Annotated in this window: 14 protein-coding genes; 9 read left to right on the top strand and 5 right to left on the bottom strand. The window is 65.4% G+C overall.

All coding sequences use genetic code 11. The annotated features are described in order from the left end of the window. Positions 1–134: 134 nt before the first annotated feature. Both ACIA48_RS15405 and ACIA48_RS15400 read right to left on the bottom strand, forming a co-directional pair. The gene (locus ACIA48_RS15405; protein WP_396732710.1) at positions 135–1,346 is read right to left on the bottom strand and encodes an acyl-CoA dehydrogenase family protein; all 1,212 of its coding nucleotides are present in this window, start codon (positions 1,344–1,346) and stop codon (positions 135–137) included. A 57-nt stretch (positions 1,347–1,403) separates the two neighbouring features. Next, the gene (locus ACIA48_RS15400) at positions 1,404–3,122 is read right to left on the bottom strand and encodes a CocE/NonD family hydrolase (RefSeq protein ID WP_396732707.1); all 1,719 of its coding nucleotides are present in this window, start codon (positions 3,120–3,122) and stop codon (positions 1,404–1,406) included. A 63-nt stretch (positions 3,123–3,185) separates the two neighbouring features. Here ACIA48_RS15400 and ACIA48_RS15395 point away from each other — a divergent pair, with 63 nt between their 5' ends. The 3 genes from ACIA48_RS15395 to ACIA48_RS15385 all read left to right on the top strand — a co-directional run bounded on the left by ACIA48_RS15395 (position 3,186) and on the right by ACIA48_RS15385 (position 5,041). Beyond that, positions 3,186–3,782 (top strand): TetR family transcriptional regulator, encoded by a 597-nt coding sequence (locus ACIA48_RS15395; protein WP_396732704.1) that lies wholly within the window; start codon positions 3,186–3,188, stop codon positions 3,780–3,782. Further along, positions 3,779–4,216 (top strand): hypothetical protein, encoded by a 438-nt coding sequence (locus tag ACIA48_RS15390; RefSeq protein WP_396732702.1) that lies wholly within the window; start codon positions 3,779–3,781, stop codon positions 4,214–4,216. Before ACIA48_RS15395 ends, ACIA48_RS15390 begins: the two co-directional genes overlap by 4 nt. 69 nt (positions 4,217–4,285) lie before the next feature. Next, a complete protein-coding gene (locus ACIA48_RS15385) occupies positions 4,286–5,041 on the top strand; it encodes a YebC/PmpR family DNA-binding transcriptional regulator (RefSeq protein WP_396732699.1) in 756 nt (251 codons plus the stop codon). A gap of 9 nt (positions 5,042–5,050) precedes the next feature. Here the strand turns inward: ACIA48_RS15385 and ACIA48_RS15380 are convergent, their stop codons facing one another. Then, positions 5,051–5,881, bottom strand: coding sequence for an alpha/beta fold hydrolase (locus ACIA48_RS15380; protein ID WP_396732696.1), 831 nt, complete (start codon positions 5,879–5,881; stop codon positions 5,051–5,053). A gap of 68 nt (positions 5,882–5,949) precedes the next feature. On the opposite strand from ACIA48_RS15380, the gene ACIA48_RS15375 reads away from it, so the two are divergent. Further along, positions 5,950–6,573, top strand: a complete 624-nt coding sequence (locus ACIA48_RS15375; RefSeq protein ID WP_396732693.1) for a TetR/AcrR family transcriptional regulator — start codon at positions 5,950–5,952, stop codon at positions 6,571–6,573. Here the strand turns inward: ACIA48_RS15375 and ACIA48_RS15370 are convergent. Beyond that, positions 6,531–7,754, bottom strand: a complete 1,224-nt coding sequence (locus ACIA48_RS15370; RefSeq protein ID WP_396732690.1) for a mechanosensitive ion channel family protein — start codon at positions 7,752–7,754, stop codon at positions 6,531–6,533. The two genes, ACIA48_RS15375 and ACIA48_RS15370, sit on opposite strands and share 43 nt — an antisense overlap. Positions 7,755–7,905: 151 nt before the next feature. On the opposite strand from ACIA48_RS15370, the gene ACIA48_RS15365 reads away from it, so the two are divergent. The 5 genes from ACIA48_RS15365 (at position 7,906) to ACIA48_RS15345 (ending at position 10,900) form a co-directional block, all read left to right on the top strand. After that, positions 7,906–8,214, top strand: coding sequence for a hypothetical protein (locus ACIA48_RS15365; RefSeq protein ID WP_396732688.1), 309 nt, complete (start codon positions 7,906–7,908; stop codon positions 8,212–8,214). Positions 8,215–8,296: 82 nt separating this feature from the next. Next, positions 8,297–8,863: a crossover junction endodeoxyribonuclease RuvC gene (gene ruvC / locus ACIA48_RS15360; RefSeq protein ID WP_396732686.1), complete on the top strand. Its 567-nt coding sequence runs from the start codon at positions 8,297–8,299 to the stop codon at positions 8,861–8,863. Beyond that, positions 8,860–9,447 carry a Holliday junction branch migration protein RuvA gene (gene ruvA / locus ACIA48_RS15355; protein WP_396732683.1) on the top strand — a complete coding sequence of 196 codons (588 nt, stop codon included), beginning with the start codon at positions 8,860–8,862 and terminating at the stop codon, positions 9,445–9,447. The genes ruvC and ruvA overlap by 4 nt, the downstream gene beginning before the upstream one ends. After that, the gene (ruvB, locus tag ACIA48_RS15350; protein WP_396732680.1) at positions 9,444–10,502 is read left to right on the top strand and encodes a Holliday junction branch migration DNA helicase RuvB; all 1,059 of its coding nucleotides are present in this window, start codon (positions 9,444–9,446) and stop codon (positions 10,500–10,502) included. The genes ruvA and ruvB overlap by 4 nt, the downstream gene beginning before the upstream one ends. An 11-nt stretch (positions 10,503–10,513) precedes the next feature. Then, a complete protein-coding gene (locus tag ACIA48_RS15345; RefSeq protein WP_396732677.1) occupies positions 10,514–10,900 on the top strand; it encodes a DUF1304 domain-containing protein in 387 nt (128 codons plus the stop codon). A gap of 21 nt (positions 10,901–10,921) precedes the next feature. Here the strand turns inward: ACIA48_RS15345 and car are convergent, their stop codons facing one another. After that, the gene (car, locus tag ACIA48_RS15340) at positions 10,922–14,419 is read right to left on the bottom strand and encodes a carboxylic acid reductase (protein ID WP_396732674.1); all 3,498 of its coding nucleotides are present in this window, start codon (positions 14,417–14,419) and stop codon (positions 10,922–10,924) included. Positions 14,420–14,440: the final 21 nt, after the last annotated feature.

The raw sequence follows: 14,440 nt of genomic DNA, 5'->3' as shown, positions 1-14,440 counted from the left end.
CTTCTGGGCCATGAACCATCCTGCTCACGGCCCTACTTAGGTGTCAGCGATGTCCCGAGACATCAACCTGTCAGCGATGTCCCCGAACAGAACAGAGCGCTCAGCGCTCCCAAGGGTGCACAAATCGCAACAAACTAGCGGATGGGGAGACCCGTCACCGCGCGACCGATGACCAGCCGCTGAATTTCGCTGGTGCCTTCGAAGATGGTGAAGATCTTGGCGTCGCGGTGCATCCGTTCGACGGGATATTCACGCGTATAGCCGTTGCCGCCGAGGATCTGTATCGCCTCGTCGGTGACATAGACGGCGGCCTCACTCGCGACGAGTTTGGCCATCGACCCCTCAGCGTTGTCGAACGGCTTGCCGTTGCGGGCCATCCAGCCCGCCCGCCACACGAGCAACCGGGCGGCGTCCACCCGGGCCTTCATGTCCGCCAATTTGAACGCGATCGCCTGGAATTCGCCGATCTTGCGGCCGAACTGCTCACGCTGCAACGCGTAGTCCAGCGCGTACTCATATGCCGCGCGGGCCACTCCGACCGCCATCGCGCCGACGGTCGGGCGGGTGCGCTCGAAGGTGGCCATCGCGGCTTGACCTTTCGAACTCTTGCCCTCGCGGACCCGCGCGATGCGCTCCTCGAATTTGTCTCTGCCACCGACGATCAGGCGGCCGGGGATGCGGACGTCGTCGAGCACCACCTCGGCCGTGTGCGATGCCCTGATGCCGTGCTTGAGGAACTTCTGGCCCTGCCGGAATCCGGGGGTTTTCGGCGGGATGATGAACGACGCTTGGCCGCGGCTGCCCAGTTCGGGATACACCGACGCGACGACGATGTGGACCTCGGCTATGCCGCCATTGGTCGCCCACGTCTTCGTACCGTTGAGCACCCATTCGTCGGTGGCCTCGTCATAGCGCGCACGCGTCAGGATCGCGCCGACGTCCGAACCCGCGCCGGGCTCCGACGAACAGAAGGAGCCCACCTTCGGATCGTCGACGGTGCCGAACATCTGCGGCAGGAACTCGGCCATCTGCTCGGGGGTTCCGCCGCCGGCCAGCGACGCCGCAGCCAGGCCGGTGCCGAGAATCGACAGGGCGATTCCCGCGTCGCCCCAAAACATTTCCTCGAACGCGACGAGCATGCCGAGGCCAGATGGTTCGCCGGCCTGCTCGGCGAAGAACTCCACGGAGTAGACGCCGACCTTCGCGGCCTCCTGGATGATCGGCCACGGGGTTTCTTCGCGCTCATCCCATTCGGAGGCGGCCGGCCGAATCACATCGGCGGCGAATTCATGGACCCAGTCGCGGATGTGGACGAGGTCGGGTGACAGTTCGAGATCGAACGACATTCCATTATCTTACTCCGGAGTAAGATAGAGCGAAAGACGTGTGTGGTCGACCTCACGTCAGCCCTGAACGGGCAGGACCAGCCGAGATGATGAGAACACCGTGTTCAGGCTGCTGGTACCCACGCTCGCGTGCCGGAAGTTCATGATCGCGGGGGTGTTCGGATCCTGATCGTCGCTCGTGAGCGTGAGCCGGATGCGGTCCCCGGCGGCGAAGCGGCGGGCGTTGGACACCAACGGAATCCGATACTCGACCTCTTCGCCGATCGGCACGGCCCTGAACGTCCGGCACGGCAGCACGGGTGCTCCCGCCCGGCTGGCGACGCCGTCGACATCGCGCAGGCTCGCCCTCAGCCACCCGGCCGTCACCTCGCTGGTGGTGCCATCGGCGGCAACGTGCTCGAGCGTCGCGATCCACCCGGTGTCGGAGGCGGTTGCCGATGCGACAAGGCGTAATTCGACATCGCCGACGACGTCGATCGTCTCGGTCAGCGGCGCGCTGGTCCACGACAGCAGCGCCGGGGGATCGATGGGGCTGGGCTTGACCCGGTTGAGGCCCGCGCCGAGGGTCAGGTATTCACGACTCCCGGGCGTGCCCTCGGCGGTGTCCAGCGAGCCGTCGGCGCACAGTGCGAACTCCGTGCGAGACGTTGCGGCGGGCGGCCATTCGTCGGCGGTGTGCCAGCCGTCGGCGCCGGGCAGCACGTAGCGGATCGGCGATCCGTCCATGATGCCGGTGTCGTACCCCTTGAGCCAGTGGTCGTACCACGCCAACGCCTCGTGGTGCAGACTTTCCCACGGCCACGTGAGCCCGAACTCGCCCAGGAGTGCCATCCGCACATTCGGGTTGTCCGCCAACGCTTCCCATGCGGCGAAGGTCGACGGCAGGTGCAGGGGCACGTTCTCCCAGTCGCAGCCCAGATACACCGGGATGTCGATGTTCTTCAGCAGGGGCAACAGGTTTCGCGCCTCCCACCAGTCGTCGCGCAGCGGATGCTTCACGACCGTGTCCAGCCAGAGGTCGTCCCACGGATGGGGGCTGTGCGGCAGCTTCAGCAGCGCGCGCATCATCGTCACGGCAGCTTCGCCGTTCATCGTCGCGAACTTGCGGTGCAGTGGCGGCGTATTGAGTACCTTGCGGGCCAAGGCGATCGCGGGGTTGCGGCGCCAGAAGCCGTCGCTGCGGTCGGACGTCAGACCCATCATCGACAGGAAGGGCGTGATGAACGACGTGCTGGCCAGACCGTGGTGGGCGGCCGCCTCATACAGGTCCGCGGTGACCGCGACGGGAAAGATCGCCTTGAGATGCGGTGGCTTCTCGACGGCCGCTTCGAGCTGGGTCATCGCGAAGTAGCTGATGCCGATCATCCCGACATTGCCGTCGCACCACGATTGAGCCGCGGCCCATTCGACGAGGTCGAACATGTCCTGGCGTTCCTGCGGGTCGAAGAATCCGAACGTGCCACCGGAGCCGCTCGTGCCGCGGATGTTCGCGATCACGTGGACGTATCCGCGCGACACCCAGAAGTCGGTGGCACCGGCCTCGATGAAACCGGCGGGCGCGCCGAAGTCCTGCATCTGGCGCGGGTAGGGCGACGCGGCGATCAATGCCGGGAACCTGCCATCCGCCTTCGGGCGATGGACGTCGGCCAGCAGGGTGACGCCGTCACGCATCGGGACGCGGGTGCTGTCGTCACTGCGGATCTTGAATTGCGGACGGCTCAGGTTCCGGTATTCGCGCCCGGTGGTCTGCAACCCGTTGAGATGGCGTTCGGTCATGGGTTTCACGCTACGTTGAAACTAGTCTCAACGCAACGTGAAACTTTTGATAGGCTGTCGATCGTGCCGAAGAACACACAGCCCGGACCCCGAGACGAGCGGGGAGTGCTGTCCGCGCGCATCCTCGCCGCCGCCCGCGACGAATTCGCCCACCACGGCTGGGCCGGCACGACGATCAGGGCGGTGGCGAGGGCGGCCGATGTCGATCCCGCGCTCGTCTACCACTACTTCGGTTCGAAGGAAGCGCTGCTCGACGCCTCGACCAACCCGCCGCAGCGTTGGCTGGAGAGCGTCGCCCGCACATGGACGACGCCGGTGAGCGAGCTCGGTACGGCGCTGTTGCGGCTGATGCTGGGGGCGTGGGCTGACGACGAGATCGGCCCGGTGCTGCGCGCAGTCCTGCTCACCGCCGCCCACGACGAGGCGACGCGCGAGAAGCTGCGCCGCGTCGTCGAGAGCAGCCTCATGGGGGTATCGCAGCTCGGCGTCGACGAGCGGGATCGGCTGCGGCGCAGCGGCCTGATCTCCTCGCAGATCATGGGCTTGGCCATGATGCGGTTCGTCTGGAAGATCGAACCGGTGGCATCCATGACCGACGACGAGCTCGTCGCAGCGATTGCGCCGAACCTGCAGCACTACATCGAAGGAGACCTGACATGACGACGATGGTCGAACTCGAGCCGCAGCCGAGGATCGACACGGTCGTGCGGCTGCCCGGTGGCGGCGAAGCGCGGCGCACCGAGTACGTCGGCACGGCGTGGTTCGACGGAAAGCCGCAGATTTCCGGCCTGATGCTGCGCAGGGCCCCGAACGCGCCGCGCGGTATCCGCGTGCCGAACTTCTCGACGTCGTTCTTCGTGCCCGACAGCCTCGCCTACGACAGAGCCGCTCTCGGCGACTCGACGCTGACCGTCTCCGTTGTCCTTCGGGCCTCGGGCGACGTGGGTGCAATCGTCGACGCCGCAGCGACGTTCACCGATGATCCGTCCGGCACGCCGACGTGGATACAACTGCATCTCGGGGGTCACCTCGGCTGGCCGGCCGGCGTCGGTTACCACATCGTCGCGATGACCCCGCCCGACGCGGTTCGGTAGGCGACAAATGTCCACGTAGACTCGTCGGTCGGACCTTGAGTACGACTTCAGGAAGTGAGCAGTACACGCATGAGCGGCCATTCCAAGTGGGCGACCACAAAGCACAAGAAGGCCGTCATCGACGCACGCCGCGGCAAGAACTTCGCGAAACTGATCAAGAACGTCGAAGTGGCCGCGCGAGTCGGCGGCGGTGACCCTGCCGGAAACCCGACGCTCTACGACGCGATCCAGAAGGCGAAGAAGTCTTCGGTACCAAACGACAACATCGAGCGTGCCCGCAAGCGCGGCGCAGGCGAAGAAGCCGGTGGCGCCGACTATCAGAACATCACCTACGAGGGTTATGGCCCCAATGGTGTCGCTGTGTTGATCGAATGCCTCACCGACAACCGCAACCGCGCCGCGGGCGAGGTGCGTGTCGCGATGACCCGCAACGGCGGCAATATGGCAGATCCGGGTTCGGTCTCCTATCTGTTCTCCCGCAAGGGCGTTGTCACCCTCGAGAAGAACGGCCAGACCGAGGACGACGTGCTGACCGCAGTGCTCGAAGCCGGCGCGGAAGAGATCAACGATCTCGATGACAGCTTCGAAATTGTTTGTGAGCCAACCGATCTCGTAGCCGTCCGTACCGCACTTCAGGAAGCCGGAATCGACTACGAGTCGGCGGAAGCCAGCTTCCAGCCGTCGGTGACAGTGCCGGTCGACCTCGATGGTGCACGCAAGGTGCTCAAGCTCGTCGATGCGCTCGAAGACAGCGACGACGTGCAGGACGTCTTCACCAACATGGACATTCCCGACGACGTCGCGGCCCAACTCGACGAGGACTAGAGCACGCGCTCAGCTCTTGAGGAACTCGCCGATCGCTCGCGCGGTTTCCTGCGGCTGGTCGAGCATGATCAGCACCTTGGCGTCGTCAACGTAATGTAGTGTGCCGCCGGTCAATTGGGCCAAAGCCTCGGCGTGCGCGACCGGCATCACGCGGTTGCGGCTCCACAACACCAGCACGTCACCGGAGAACTCCGCCAGCCGGTTGGTGGCCCGCACCAACCAGGGCTTGTCGATCTTGGTGCGCGCGTACTTCAGCAGATCACGGCGGATTCGCACGTCGGCGATGCCCGCATCCGTCCACGCCTCGATGATGTCCTGGGGAATGGGCTTGGCGGCCATCATGCCGAACAGGAAGAATCGCCGGCGCAACCAGCCGATGCGTAGCTGCTGCATCGCCAGCTTGACGGTGCCGGTGGTGCGGGTGCCCACCCATGTGACCTTGCCGGGGAACCCGGGCGGGAAGTTGTCGTACGCCTCCGACGGGCAGATCACGAGTCGCGTGACGCGTTTGTCGCGTCCGACGTCTGTGAGGAGCAGCGGACCGCCCCAGTCGGAGACGACGAGCGTGACGTCGGCGAGGTCCAGCGCGTCCAGGAAATCGGCGACGACGTCGACCATGCCGGGCATCGTCAAATCGGCCTCCTCACGCATCGGGATGCGGTGCCCGCCGATCGGCAGAACCGGCAACACGTAGCGGTAGCCCGCCGGCAGATGGGGCAATGCGAGGTTCCACTGCGTGTCGTTCATCAGTAGGCCGTGCAGCAGCACCACCGGCGGACCCGTCGGATCGCCTTCCTCGCGGTATTCGATGGTCCCGGCAGGAACGTCGACGGATTTCATGGCTACCTTCCCCTAATTAGAACGCTGATTCTAGAACGTATGCTCTAGTCTGTCTGCAGGAGGCGACAATGGCAAGGTCCACGCGCGAATCGATCCTCACCGCCGCCGCGGAACTGATGCGGCACCGCGGGTACGCGGCGGTGGGCATGAAGGACATCGCCCAGGCCTCCGGCGCGCCGATCGGGTCGCTGTATCACCACTTCCGTGGCGGCAAGGTCCAGATCGCGCGCGAGGCGCTGATCAACGCGGGTGTGGCATACGCGCTGCTCATCCCGACACTCATCGACGAATACACCGACCTCGGCCAGGCGCTAGAGGGTGTTTTCGCCCAGGCTGCCGAGGACATGTCCACCACCGGATTCGCGAACATGTGCCCAGTCGCCAGCGTCGCCGCTGAAGTGGCCGACACAGTTGAGGAGCTGCGTGACACGTCGGCCACGGTGTTCCGCGGCTGGATTGAGGGCGGCACCGCCTACTTTGTCGCCCGCGGTCTGGAGCCGCAGCTCGCTCGTCAGGTCACCTTGGCGCTCATCAGCGCTCTGGAAGGCGCGTTCGTATTGGCGCGCACGATGCGCGACACCGCGCCGCTGCTCGCCGCAGGCGCCGCACTGGGCCCGCAGTATCGCGGCGTCGCACTGGCCGAACCGGCTCAGCCGCTCCCGTTGGAGGACCGGGCGAACTCACCCTCGTAGTCGATGTGCTCGTCGAAGGCGCGGGCGCGCTCCTCGGCCTCCGGGCTGCCGGAGAACATTCCGGACGCCACCCGGTGTGTTGCGCCGTCGTCATCGGCGCGCTTGCGGGGCTCGGTCGGTGCGGCTTCTTCGATGCGCTGTGTCGGCAGCACCTGCGTGTGCTGCACCCAATCCACCATGCCCTCGCGCACCGCACACCGCAGATCGAACAGTGCACCCGCGTTCGGCGCACTGACCACAATGCGCACCCGGACCACACCGCCCACCGCATCGGTCACCTGCAGGACGCCACGCCGGCCGTCCCACAGCTCGTTCTGGGCGAGCAGCCGATCCAGTTCGGCGCGCATGTCGTTGAACGGCACCGAGAAGTCGACGTCGAACTCGACGCTGCCCATGATCTCGGTGTCGCTGCGGGTCCAGTTCTCGAACGGTTCGGTCGTGAAGTAGGTCGACGGCAGCACGAGTCGCCGCTCGTCCCACAGGCGCACCACGACGTAGCTCAGGGTGATTTCTTCGACGCGTCCCCACCACTGGCCGTTCTCGAGCTGCACCACGTCGCCGACGCGGATGGCGCCGGAGAACGCGATCTGCATGCCCGCGAACACCGCCCCGAGTGACGTTTGCGCGGCCAGGCCCGCGACGACGGACAGGACACCGGCCGATGCGAACACCGTCGTCCCGATATCGGAGAACGCCGGGAAGGTCATCAGAATTGCGGCACCGCCGAAGATGACGACGATCGCGATGGCGAGCCTGCGCAGGACCGTGACCTGCGTACGAACGCGCCGCCACCGGCGATCGGCGTCGGAAATCTCCTCACCGCCGCCGCCGAACCGAGCGATCATGCGGCGTTCCGCAACGCGGACGAGGCTGGTGAGCAGCCAGGTCAGTCCCAGGATCAGCAGGATCACCAGCGAGTGGTCGACCATTCTGCGCCAGTTGTCGGCCGGATCCGACGTCCGCTGCACGCTGATTGTCGCCGCAATGACCATCAGTGTGGCCCGCACCGGCATCCGGGTGAGTTCCGCGACGTCGCAGAGCATCGCGCTGCGGCGGCCCAGGCGACCCAGCACCCAGGTCAGCACCACTCCCAGCAGGTACGCGGCGGTCATGGCGCCTGCCGCCCACGCCAAGGTGACGGCGAGATTTGTTGCGGTTTCCAGTTCGTTCTCGTTGGGCATCGGCTGAGATCAGCTCCACGGGGTCGGGGTCGGGTCTCTTGGCGACGGTAGCGGGCCGCGCACTGGCATGGCCACTCCAGTCACATCGACGCGTCGCGAGTTGCGGCCTCAATTGCGCGGATTGCCCCTTACTGCAAGGAAGATGATCAACGTGGCAGTTCTCACAGATCCCAACGGCAGCGTCTGGTCGATCAATCGCCGGATGTGGCCGTTCCCCGGCGACGCCCTCGACCTCACGTTCGGCTTGTTCGAAGTGATCATCGGCGTCCTGTTCGCGCTGTTGTGGCCGTTCTGGTTCTTGGCGAAGTTCTGCGGTGTGCGGTGGGTGGTCACCGTGGAACGCAACGGCCATCAGGTGGGCCGGGAGCTCGTGCGCGGATGGAACGGGTCCACACGCCGCATCAACGAGATCGCTCTGGAAGTCGCTTCCGGCGGGCGCTCGGGGCACATGGTCATCTAGTCGGGGCGTGTCGGGTGCCTGTGGTGTCTGCTGTCGGCGTTAAGCTTTTTCGAACAGGTGTTCACAGGCAAGGAGCTGGCCCGTGCGGGTGATGGGTGTCGACCCGGGGTTGACGCGGTGTGGGCTGTCCGTCATCGAGGGCGGTACCGGGCGACGGGTCATCGCGCTGGACGTCGACGTCGTGCGCACACCGTCCGACGAGCCGCTGCATCGCAGGCTGCTCACCATCAGCGACGCCGTCGAGTACTGGATGGACACCCACCGGCCCGACGTGCTCGCGATCGAGCGGGTGTTCGCCAACCAGAACGCAAACACGGCGATGGGCACCGCGCAGGCCGGTGGTGTCATCGCGCTCGCCGCCGCCAAGCGCAACATCGAGGTGTATTTCCATACGCCGAGCGAGGTGAAGGCCGCCGTCACCGGTAACGGCCGAGCGGACAAGGCGCAGGTCACCACGATGGTCACCAAAATCCTTGCCCTGCAGGCAAAGCCGACACCCGCCGACGCGGCCGACGCCCTGGCGCTGGCGATCTGTCACTGCTGGCGGGCGCCGATGATCGCGCGGATGGCCGCGGCCGAGGCCATGGCGGCCGAGCAGCAACGGAAGTACAAGGCGACGATCAAGGCGAAGGCAAAGGCGGCACGATGATTGCATCTGTTCGCGGCGAGGTCATCGACATCGCCCTCGACCACGTCGTCATCGAGGCCGCAGGCGTCGGCTACAAGGTGATGGCGACCCCCACCACGCTGGCGACGCTGCACCGCGGCGACGAGGCGCGGCTGATCACGGCGATGATCGTGCGCGAGGATTCGATGACGCTGTACGGCTTTTCCGACTCCGACGCCCGCAATCTCTTCCTGACCTTGCTGGCGGTGTCCGGCATCGGGCCGAGCATCGCCCTTGGTGCCCTCGCGATGTACGACGGGCCCACGCTGCGGCGCGCGATCGCCGAAGGTGACATCACGGCGTTGACCAGGATCCCCAAGGTGGGCAAGAAGACCGCTGAGCTGATGGCACTGAGCCTGCGCGACAAGATGGGTGCGATCACGCCGTCTGGCGCTGCTGCCGTCAATGGTCATGCCGTCCGTGGCCCCGTCGTGGAAGCGCTTGTCGGCCTTGGCTTTGCGCTCAAGCAGGCCGAGGAGGCCACCGACAAAGTGCTGGCCAACGAGCCTGAGGCCAACCAGACCTCGGCTTTGCGCTCGGCCCTGTCGATGCTGGGTAAGAAATGAACCGGTTCGAGGACGAAGGACCGGAAGACCGTGAGGTCACCCCGGCACTGACAGTCGGAGAGGGGGACATCGACGCCAGCCTGCGGCCGCGGTCACTCGCGGAGTTCATCGGTCAGCCGCGTGTGCGTGAGCAGCTGCAGCTGGTTCTCGAAGGGGCCAAGAATCGCGGTGGCACACCGGATCACATCCTGCTGTCCGGCCCGCCGGGCCTCGGCAAGACCTCCTTGGCAATGATCATCGCGGCCGAGTTGGGCACCTCGCTACGGGTCACGTCCGGGCCCGCACTCGAACGCGCGGGTGACCTGGCAGCCATGCTGTCGAACCTCGTCGAGCACGACGTGTTGTTCATCGACGAGATCCACCGCATCGCACGGCCCGCCGAAGAGATGCTCTACCTCGCGATGGAGGACTTCCGCGTCGATGTCGTCGTCGGAAAGGGCCCGGGCGCCACGTCGATTCCATTGGAGGTCGCACCCTTCACGCTCGTCGGCGCCACGACCCGCTCGGGAGCGCTGACCGGTCCGCTACGGGACAGGTTCGGCTTTACCGCGCACATGGACTTCTATGAACCGGCGGAACTCGAGAGGGTGTTGACCCGGTCGGCCGGGATCCTCGGTATCGAACTGCAGGGCGACGCAGGCGCAGAGGTCGCGCGGCGTTCGCGCGGGACACCGCGCATCGCCAACCGGTTGTTGCGCCGGGTACGTGACTTCGCCGAAGTCCGTGCCGACGGTGTCATCACCCGCGATATCGCCAAATCCGCATTGGCGGTGTACGACGTCGACGAGCTCGGGCTGGACCGCCTCGATCGCGCCGTATTGTCAGCGCTGACACGCAGTTTCGGCGGTGGCCCCGTCGGGGTGTCGACGCTGGCCGTTGCGGTGGGGGAGGAAGCCACTACGGTCGAGGAAGTGTGCGAGCCGTTCCTGGTGCGTGCCGGCATGATCGCCAGGACGCCGCGCGGACGCGTCGCCACCGCTGCGGCCTGGACCCATCTCGGCATGACGCCGCCTGCAAGTGCCACCGGCTTCGGGCAGCCCGGCCTTTTCGAATAGGAGGATGAGGAATGGGATTCGCGGGACTCTTCTTCGCCGGCTTGGCCGCTCTGCTGCACGTCTACATCTGGGTGATGGAGTCTCTGACGTGGACCTCCAAACGCACGAGAGCGACCTTCGGCATCACCGAGGAGCAGGCGCTGGCGACCAAAGAAATGGCATTCAACCAGGGCTTCTATAACCTCTTTTTGGCCATCATCACTCTGACGGGCATCGTCGTCGGCGGAATCGGTTACAACTATGTCGGGATTGCGCTGGTCTTTGCGGGCACCGGTTCGATGCTTGCCGCGGCACTGGTGCTGCTGCTGTCGTCTCCCGACAAGGCCCGCGCCGCAATCACCCAGGGGATCCTGCCGTTGATCGCGATCGTGCTGATCAGCATCGGGCTGGCGGTGTAGTCCACCAGCCCGACGCCTCGGCTACAGCAGACCAAGCAGTTGCAGGTCGGAGATGTACTTGACGATGATCTCCGCCGTGACATGTGGAATGTCCTTATCTGGGCCGATTTTCGCGTCCTGCACCGCGGCGCGGAAGCGGTCGGTGGTCGCGAACGAACCCAGAATCGGTTTGGCGGGCTGCGCGTAACTGTGCAGCAACGGCAGCAGTGAAGCCTGACGCTGCCGGTCCGGAAGGGCCCGCATGCTCATCTCGAAACGCTGCAGCCATTCCCCGTAGTCCGCGACGCGGTCGATCGGATAGCCGGCATCGACCAGCCAGTCGACGAACTCGTCGAGTCCGATGCCATCGTCGTGCGGGTTCATCACGTGGAACGTCTCGAACCCGTGTGCGTGGTGAGCGCCGAGGGTGGAGATCGCGTCGGCGATGAAATCGACTGGCAGACCGTCATAGTGAGCCCGCTGCCGATGTCCGGCGTCGTCCAACTCGTAGAACGACTCGGGTGCGATTCCGGTGGCCACCAGGCTCAGTAGCAGCCGGGTGAACATGTCGGGCACGTTGAGCTGTCCGGCGTACTTGGCCTCGGCGAGGATCATGTCGCAGCGGAACACCTCGACAGGTAGACCGCTGAGGTCGTGGGCTTCGCGTAGTAGCACCTCGCCGGCCCATTTGCTGTTGCCGTAGCCGTTCGCGTAGTTGTCGTTGACGGCGCGCGTCGCGCTCATCTGGCGCACGTCCGCGTCTTCGACGAAAGCGGACGGTTCGATCTGATCGCCGACACCGACCGTCGACAGGTAGACGAACGGCTTCAACTTCGTGGTGAGCGCAAGCCGGATCAACTCGGCGGTGCCGACGACGTTGGGTCCGAACAGCTGGTCGTAGGGCAGGACGTGGTTGACCAGTGCGGCCGGGTCCACGATCAAGTCGACGGTGTCGGCCAATCGCTGCCACGTGGTTTCGTCGAGGCCCAGCCCGGGTTCGCCCTTGTCGCCGGCGAGCACCTCCAAATGCCCTGCCGCCAAACGCCGGTAGTGATCGAGCAGAGCGGGGTCGCCGCTGTCGAAGGTTTCATCCAGGCGCTGCCTCGCCGCGGCGTCGTCCTTGGCGCGAACCAGGCTGATCACCTTGCCGCCCACCAGACTCATTCGTTCCAGCCAATCCAGTGCCAGGTAGCGACCGAGGAATCCGGTCGCGCCCGTCAGGAGAACGGTGCGCACTTCCTGGCTGGGATACGGCAGCGCCGGGGCGTTCGCCAGGGTGTGGGCATCGAGGAACTTGCCGAGTGTCAGATCCCGGGCATGGATCTCGGTGGCTCCGCGGCCGTGGACCGACGCGAACGTCGGGCGGGTGCTGCCCGCGCGTTCGGCCTCAATGTATTCGGCAAGCGCCGCAAGGTCGTTGGCAGGGCTGACGATCACGCCTACGGGAACGTCGACGAAGAAGATGTCGCGCAGCAGGTTGGCGAATGTCAACGCTGACAACGAATCGCCGCCGAGATCGGTGAAGTGCGCGTCGGGCGACAGGTCGCTGGCCGCGGTACCCAGCAGCGCTGCGGCCCCTCGGCTGATGGTCTCGATGACGGGGTGCGTCGCGCCGCTTTCCCGCAGTTCGCGCAGCTCCGTCGCCTGACCTTCCGCCAGATCGGTGTACAGCTCCTCGAGCCGAGGAGCGTAGGTCTCCTTCAGCTTGGGGCGCGCCAACTTGCGGATACCGGTCAGCAGACCGTTCTCCAGCGTGAATGCCGTTGTCTCCAATATGAAGTCACGCGGCACCTCGAACGATTGCAGGCCGGCTGTCTTCGCGACATCGGCCAGCGACTCGCTGATCAGCGCGCGCAGTTCCGGCGCGTCATGGCTCGCCAATGCTTCGTCGGTCGGCACGACCACCGCCAGTAGGTACGAGCGGGCGCTGTTGCCGTAGATGTAGATCTGGCGCACCAACGGGCTGGTCTCGAACACTGCTTCCAGCTTGGAGGCGGTGACGAACTCGCCTTGGGACAGCTTGAGCACGAAGTTGCGTCGATCTACGTACTGCAGCCGATCGGGACCGATCTCGGCCACGACATCGCCGGTCCGGTAATAGCCGTCCTCGTCGAAGACCTCGGCCGTCACTTCGGGGCGCTTGTAATAGCCCGGGAACATGTTGGTGGTTTTGAGCAGCAGTTCGCCTCGGGGATACGGGCGGTCGGTGCCGAAGTAGCCCAGATCGGGCACATCCACGAGCTTGTAGTCGAGAACCGGCGGGCGTTTCAGCTCACCGTCGAGGAGGACTCCGCCGGCCTCGGTGGAGCCGTAACCGTCGTGCAGGTCCAGGTCGAGGAATGATTCGACCCACGCCTTCAGATCCGGCGACGTCGGAGCCGACCCGGTGACTGCGTTCAGGTAGCGATTGCCGATCAATTGCGTGCGTACCTCCCCGAGAAGTTCGGAGTCCGTCGTGGTGTCGGTGCCGTCATCCGCGTGCCGTCCCACTCGGCTGTGCACTTCGGCAGACAGCATGTCCCAGACGCGTGGAACGAAAGACAGCTGTGTCGGTCGCACGAGCGTGAGATCTTCAAGGAATGTCGACAGATCGCTCTTCGCCGCGAAATACGCTGTGCCACCGTGTGCGAGCGCACCGTAGAGGCCGAAGCGCCCCATGACGTGGCTCATCGGCATGAAGCTCAGGACGATGGAGGGTTCGAGGCTCTCGGCCCAACCCCAGTGGTGTGGCAGCCATAACTTGCTGAACAATTCACGGGTGTAGATGGCACCCTTCGGAGCGCCCGTGCTGCCGGACGTGTAGATCAGGAGCGCCACGTCATCTGCCTCCCGATGGGCAGCAGCCCTGGCGGGCAACGTGTTTCCACGTTCGAGCGCATCCTGCAATGTCTCCACGACGACTTCGCTACCGGCTTCTGTGAGCCGTGCCCGCGCGGCGTCGTACGCCTCGCGGTGGTCGGTGATCTCGGGGCGGTAGTCGAAGACGAGCAAGGTGTCAGGCGAACGGCCGGTCAGGATGAGTTCGACTGCGTCGTCGACGTAATCGATGCTTGAGGCGATAACCGTCGGTTCTGTTTCGGCGACGATGGGTCGCAGCGTCGTGAGCGACGCGCTCGTTTGAAGGGGAACGGAGACGGCTCCGAGAGCGATGGTCGCGACGTCGATGACGGTGTAGTCGATGCTCGCGAAGCCGAGGATCGCCACGGCGTCACCGGGGTGCGCGACGTCGGCAAGGGAGCTCGTGAGCCCATTGACGCGGCTCGACAGCTCGCGATAGGTGATGGTGTCGAAATGGGGAAGAAGCTGCGCGGTGGTGCGTCCGCGCTTGTCGCTGATGAATTCAACGGCGCGCTCACCGAGTGCGGGGCGGTCGGCGTAGCCCTCCATCACGATGCGGACGAGTTCGCTCAGTGGGAGCCCTGGCGCTTCGATCGCCTTGCTGATGGCCGGATCGGGTTTGGCTGCGGCGAACTGAGGGTCGTTGGCGGCCAGGTCGGCGATGCGTCGCGTAAGGCGCTCTTCACGAGTATCAGTGGACATCGAGGAATCCTTCGATAACAC

The sequence above is a fragment of the Mycobacterium sp. NPDC051804 genome (genome assembly GCF_044452905.1).
Taxonomy (GTDB): domain Bacteria; phylum Actinomycetota; class Actinomycetes; order Mycobacteriales; family Mycobacteriaceae; genus Mycobacterium.
The sequence above is the reverse complement of the archived record's forward strand: the minus strand, read 5'-3'. Positions and strand labels throughout refer to the sequence as shown.